This window comes from Burkholderia sp. (assembly GCF_018375725.1).
Lineage (GTDB): Bacteria > Pseudomonadota > Gammaproteobacteria > Burkholderiales > Burkholderiaceae > Burkholderia.
This window is the reverse complement of record NZ_JAHACR010000266.1, coordinates 1-5,880: the sequence shown is the minus strand read 5'-3', so window position 1 is coordinate 5,880 and position 5,880 is coordinate 1. Positions and strand designations below refer to the sequence as shown.

6 protein-coding genes are annotated in these 5,880 nt (G+C 64.8%); all 6 read left to right on the top strand.

From position 1 onward, the window contains the following. Positions 1-943: electron transfer flavoprotein subunit alpha/FixB family protein (locus KH616_RS20290; protein WP_292250234.1), on the top strand; the 943-nt coding region annotated here is incomplete at its 5' end. Beyond that, positions 940-1,725, top strand: a complete 786-nt coding sequence (locus tag KH616_RS20285) for an electron transfer flavoprotein subunit beta/FixA family protein (RefSeq protein WP_292250232.1) — start codon at positions 940-942, stop codon at positions 1,723-1,725. The genes KH616_RS20290 and KH616_RS20285, both read left to right, overlap by 4 nt. 60 nt (positions 1,726-1,785) lie before the next feature. Beyond that, positions 1,786-3,039 carry an aromatic ring-hydroxylating dioxygenase subunit alpha gene (locus KH616_RS20280; protein WP_292250231.1) on the top strand — a complete coding sequence of 418 codons (1,254 nt, stop codon included), beginning with the start codon at positions 1,786-1,788 and terminating at the stop codon, positions 3,037-3,039. 14 nt (positions 3,040-3,053) lie between these two features. Further along, positions 3,054-4,199, top strand: a complete 1,146-nt coding sequence (locus KH616_RS20275) for a hybrid-cluster NAD(P)-dependent oxidoreductase (RefSeq protein ID WP_292250229.1) — start codon at positions 3,054-3,056, stop codon at positions 4,197-4,199. Positions 4,200-4,310: 111 nt separating this feature from the next. Next, positions 4,311-5,174: a glycine betaine ABC transporter substrate-binding protein gene (locus tag KH616_RS20270; protein ID WP_292250227.1), complete on the top strand. Its 864-nt coding sequence runs from the start codon at positions 4,311-4,313 to the stop codon at positions 5,172-5,174. Between the two features lie 218 nt (positions 5,175-5,392). Beyond that, positions 5,393-5,880: amino acid permease (locus tag KH616_RS20265; protein ID WP_292250225.1), on the top strand; the 488-nt coding region annotated here is incomplete at its 3' end.

Sequence of the window (5,880 nt, the reverse complement as noted above, 5' to 3'; positions counted from 1 at the left end):
GTGCCAGGCGATTGCCGCCGCCGCGCTGCTCGCCGATGCGCAGACCGAAGTCGCACTGCTCGTGTTCGGCGAGCTGAAGGACGATGCGGCGGCGCTCGGCGTCGACAAGCTGATCGAGCTGGCCGGCTTCGATCGCCGCACGTTCGCGCCCGAAGACGAATTGCGGGCGCTGGCGGCGAGCGCTGCGGCGCTCGCACCGAAGCACGTATTCCTGCCGGACAACGCAACCGGCGACGGCGACCTCGGCCGCCGCTATGCGGCAGCCGCCGGCGCAAGCGTCGCAACGCAGGTTGTCGAGATCGACGCGCGCCATGTGAGCGCATATGCACACGCGAAGCGCGCACTGGCGACACGCGCGCTGCCGGACGTGATCCTGCTCGCGCAGAACGCGGTGGATACGAAGCTGCCCTTCGTCGGGGCGGGCGAGCGGCTGCCCGCCGATTTCGTGCGTCCGGCAGCCGGCACCGCGCAGCCGTATCGCGATCTGGGGCTTGAAGAGATCGACGCCGCGCAGGTCGCGCTCGAGGAGGCGGACTTCATCGTGTCGGCCGGCAACGGCGTGACCGATATCGGCGCGTTCGAGCAACTCGCCGGCGCATTCGGCGCGGCGATCGGCGCGAGCCGCGTCGCGGTGGACAACGGCCACTTCACGCGCGACAAGCAGGTCGGCGCGACCGGCAAGACGGTCGAGGCGAGCGTCTATATCGCGTTCGGCATTTCGGGGGCGGTGCAGCACCTGCAGGGCATCAAGGATTGCCGTCACGTGATTGCCGTGAATCTCGACGGCAGCGCACCGATCGCCAAGCGGGCCAATCTCACCGTGGTCGGCGACGCGCAGGCGACGATCGCCGCGCTGATCGAACAGGTGCAGGCCGCGCGCGCGACGCGCGGGCAACCGCCGGTGGCGGTCGGCAACCATGAACCGGAAGGAGTCGCAGCATGAACGCCCCCCGACTGTTGCAACGCATCGCGGTGCTGGTGTCCGTCGGCCGGCATCCGGTCAGCGGCGTGGCGCGCTACAGCCGCAACGACGCGGCGGCGCTTGAGATCGGCCGCCAGCTCGCTGCGCGCCATCATGCGCAGCTCGACGTGATCCATGCGGGCGATCCGGCCAGTCCGGCGCTTGCCGACTATCTCGCGCTCGGCGCACGCGAAGTCGAAGTGCTGGCCTGCCAGGACGGCGACGATGCGGCGGCCGCGCTGGCCGCCCGCGTGCAGGGCTATGACCTCGTGCTGACCGGCACGCGCGCCGAAGGCGCATACGACACCGGCATGCTTCCGTATCGCGTTGCCGCCGCGCTCGGCTATCCGCTCGTCGGCGCGGCGGTGGACGTGTCGATCGGCGACGGCCGCGCGACGGTCCGGCAATTCCTGCCGAAAGGCTTGCGTCGGCGTGTGGATGCCGCGCTGCCGGCGGTCGTCGCGGTGCATCCGCTCGCGAATGCGCAGCCCCGTTATGCGTATGCACGGCTGCGTGACGGCGCAGTGCGTCCGGTGCGCGCCGAGGTCGGCCGGGAGCAGGACGCGGGCGCGTGGACGGTCGGCCCGATCGAGCGCAAGCCGGTCAGGCTGGCCGCCGCCGAGAAGCGCTCCGGGCATGCCCGGATGCTGTCGGCGACGACGACCGAAAGCCGCGGCGGAAACGTCGTAATTGAGGGGAGTTCGGTCGAAAAAGCACAAGTGATCCTCGCGTATTTGCGCGAGCATCAACTCATCGATTACTGATTTTCACGGGTCAATGCCTGTCGGCAAGCACCCTGGGACGCAAGAAATCCGGAGCAGACGATGAAAGTATCGGCAGACATTCGTGCACTGATCGAACGGCGCAAAGCAGGTTACAGCCTCGAGGCGCCGTTCTATACGAGCGATGAAATTTTCGCGCTCGACATGGAGGCGATTTTCCGCCAGCACTGGATCCAGGTGGCGGTCGAGCCGGACGTCCCCGAGCCGGGCGACTACGTGACGGTCGAGCTGGGCCAGGATTCGATCCTCATCGTCCGTGACGACGACATGGAGATCCGCGCATTCCACAACGTCTGCCGCCACCGCGGTGCGCGTCTGTGCAACGAGGACAAGGGATCGGTCGGCAATATCGTCTGTCCGTACCACAGCTGGACCTACAACCTGACCGGCCAGCTGATGTTCGCCGAGCACATGGGCGAGAAGTTCGACCGCTGCAAGCACAGCCTCAAGTCGGTGCACGTCGAGAATCTCGGCGGTCTGATCTTCATCTGCCTCGCCGAGCATCCGCCGGTCGATTTCGCCGTGATGCGCGCCGCGATGGAGCCGTACCTGCTGCCGCACGACCTGCCGAACACGAAGATCGCGGCGCAGATCGACATCATCGAGAAAGGCAACTGGAAGCTGACGATGGAGAACAATCGCGAGTGCTATCACTGCGTCGCGAACCATCCGGAACTGACGATCTCGCTGTACGAATACGGCTTCGGCTATCAGCCGTCGGCCGCGAACGCCGAAGGCATGGCCGCATTCGAACGCACCTGCGTCGAGCGCGCCGCGCAATGGGAAGCGCTGGACTTGCCGTCGGTCGAGATCGAGCGTCTGCTCGACACGACCGGCTTTCGCACGCAGCGTCTGCCGCTCGACCGCAGCGGCGAATCGCAGACGCTCGACGCCAAGGTCGCATCGAAAAAACTGCTCGGCGAATTCCGTCAGGCGGATCTCGGCGGCCTGTCGTTCTGGACGCAGCCGAATTCGTGGCATCACTTCATGAGCGACCACATCGTGACGTTCTCGGTGATTCCGCTGTCGTCCGGCGAGACGCTCGTGCGCACGAAGTGGCTCGTGCACAAGGATGCGAAGGAAGGCATCGACTACGACGTGAAGAATCTGACCGCGGTGTGGAACGCGACCAACGACCAGGATCGCGCGCTCGTCGAATTCTCGCAGCGCGGCGCGACAAGCAGCGCGTACGAGCCGGGTCCGTATTCGCCGTACACGGAAGGCCTCGTCGAGAAGTTTTCGGCCTGGTACATCGACCGGCTGGCCGAGCAGATCGGCAAGCATGATCAAGCGTAGAAGCGGAGTCAGACATGATGCGAGATGCGGCGAATTTCGAGCCGGCCGACAGCCGGGTCACGCGCCCGGCGTTCTGGAACGCCATTCCCGAGCGCTGGACGAGCGACGTCGAGGAAACGCTGGTGTGCTGCCACGTGCGGCAGGAAACCCACGATGTGAAGAGTTTCTTCTTCCGTTCGCCACAAGGCCGGGCGTTTGCGTTCGAGCCGGGACAGTTCATCACGCTCGAGCTCGACATCGACGGAGAGACGATCAATCGGTGCTACACGATCTCGTCGTCGCCGGCGCGGCCGCACACGATCTCGATCACGGTCAAGCGCGTGCCGGGCGGCAAGGTATCGAACTGGCTGCATGACAACCTGCAGCCGGGTGCGGCGATTCGTGTGCTCGGCCCGGCCGGCGAATTCACGTGCGCGCGGCATCCGGCGCGCAAGTTCCTGTTCCTGTCCGCCGGCTCGGGCATCACGCCGCTGATGTCGATGAGTCGCGCGCATCACGATCTGGCCGAGGATCGCGACATCGTGTTCGTGCACAGCGCGCGGACGCCGGACGACATCATCTTCGCGCGCGAGCTCGACCTGATCGCGTCGAATCACACGAATTTCCGCACGTCGTTCATCGTCGAGCGGGTCGGGGCGCGCACGAACTGGCCGGGTGTGACGGGGTTCCTGTCGTTGTCGCTGCTGAAGCTGATCGCGCCGGATTTCATGGAGCGCGAGATCTTCACCTGCGGCCCCGCGCCCTACATGAAGGCGGTGCGCGCATTGCTCGACGAGGCCGGTTTCGATCGCAAGCAGTATCACGAGGAAAGCTTTTCGTTCGAGACGCTTGCGCAACCGGCCGGTGAGGCGCTGCCTGCCGCACCCGCGACGTCCGACGACGGCGGCGAGGCGGCGCAGCAGTTCACGGTCAGCTTCGCGAAGAGCAATCGCGAGATCGTCTGCGGGTCGGCGCAACACGTGCTCGACGCGGCCCGCCAGTCCGGTGTGCGGCTGCCGGCGTCGTGCACACAGGGCATGTGCGGCACCTGCAAGGTGAAGCTCGTGTCCGGCGAAGTGGAGATGAAGCACAACGGCGGCATTCGCCAGCGCGAGATCGATCAGGGCATGGTGCTGCTCTGCTGCAGCAAGCCGTTGTCGGATCTCGTGATCGACAAATAGCCCCGATGTCGCGGCAGGAAAGACGCGCGTCGGAAAACAACGATAACGTGGAATTGTGGTTGGCGAACCTAGAGAGGCAACGCGCATTGGCGCACATCAAGGAGATCGACCATGAAGTTTTTCGGAAAACTGTTGTGGACCGGCGCACTGTCGGCGATGTTGACGTTGAGCGCGTCCGCGCTGGCCGACACGAAGCCGACGCTCAAGATCGGCTACGTGGAGGGTTGGGACGATAGCGTGGCGACGTCGAACGTGGCGGCGCGCATCATCGAGAAGCGTCTCGGCTATCAGGTGCAGCTCGTGCCGGTCGCGGCGGGCGTGATGTGGCAGGGCGTGGCGCGCGGCGATCTGGACGCGACGCTGTCCGCGTGGCTGCCGGTCACGCAGGGCGCGTATTGGGACCAGTTCAAGGGCAAGGTGGTCGATCTCGGCACCAATTTCCCCGACGCGAAGATCGGCCTGATCGTCCCGGCCTATGTGAACGCGAAGAGCATCGACGATCTGAACGCGCAGAAGGCGGCGTTCGGCGGCCGCATCGTCGGCATCGATGCGGGCGCCGGCGTGATGCGCAAGACCGACGACGCGATCAAGAACTACGGCCTCGGCTATTCGCTGATGCCGAGCTCGGGCAGCGCGATGACGGCGGAACTGGCGCGTTCGATCAATTCGAACAAACCCGTGATCGTCACGGGCTGGGCGCCGCACTGGATGTTCGCGAAGTGGAAGCTGCGCTTCCTCGAGGATCCGAAGAAGGTGTTCGGCGAAGCGGAGCACGTCGACAGCGTCGTGAACCCGGCACTCGAAACGAAGGCGAAGCCGGTGGTCGCGTTCCTCAAGAAATTCCAGTGGAAGCCGGGCGAGATCGACAGCGTGATGCTCTCCATCCAGAACGGATCGAAGCCCGAAGCGGCAGCCGACGCATGGATTTCAGCGCATGCGGATCGTGTGAATGCATGGGTGGAAGGCGCGCAGTAATTCGTTACACGGAGAACATAAAAAATAGCGTCCGGGGCGGGTCGGCGGCATTCCAGAACGATGGAATGTCTCGCCGATCCTACCCCGGCATTTTTTTGGCTGATGCTTCAGGAAACGCCTGAATTGCTACACTACGGCGCTTGTCCGGAGTCGTCACAGATTTGCATGGAACCCGCGTCGGCGTTCGAGCGCTCACGCGGGTCGACAGGAGGATTTGGATGAGTCAAGCAGGACTGCGTGCGAACAGCACCAGTGATGTCGGGGCAGCCATTTCGCATGATTCGTCGGGCCATACGCTGCATCGCGGCCTGACATGGAAAGATGCATTCTGGGTGACGAGCGGTGTGCCGGCAGGCGTGCTGTTCACGATCGGCGGTGTATGCGCGACGATCGGCCAGCCCGCGTGGGCGATCTGGATTGCCACGATCACGATGGGCCTGATTCAAAGTGCGACCTATGCGGAAATTTCCGGGCTGTTTCCCCATAAATCCGGCGGTGCGTCCGTGTATGGCGCGATCGGGTGGGTGCGTTACGGCAAACTGATCGCACCGGTGTCCGTGTGGTGCAACTGGCTCGCGTGGTCGCCGATGCTCGCACTCGGATGCGGACTCGCGGCAAGCTACGCATTGACGAGCCTGTTTCCCGCCGATGCGGCGGTGCTGCACTGGCAGCTCAAGCTTGCGGACCTGAGCTTCATCAAGCCGGG

Coding starts and splice junctions, on each gene's coding strand:
- KH616_RS20275 (WP_292250229.1), top strand. CDS start 3,054: ATGATGCGAGATGCGGCGAATTTCGAGCCGGCCGACAGCCGGGTCACG.
- KH616_RS20285 (WP_292250232.1), top strand. CDS start 940: ATGAACGCCCCCCGACTGTTGCAACGCATCGCGGTGCTGGTGTCCGTC.
- KH616_RS20270 (WP_292250227.1), top strand. CDS start 4,311: ATGAAGTTTTTCGGAAAACTGTTGTGGACCGGCGCACTGTCGGCGATG.
- KH616_RS20280 (WP_292250231.1), top strand. CDS start 1,786: ATGAAAGTATCGGCAGACATTCGTGCACTGATCGAACGGCGCAAAGCA.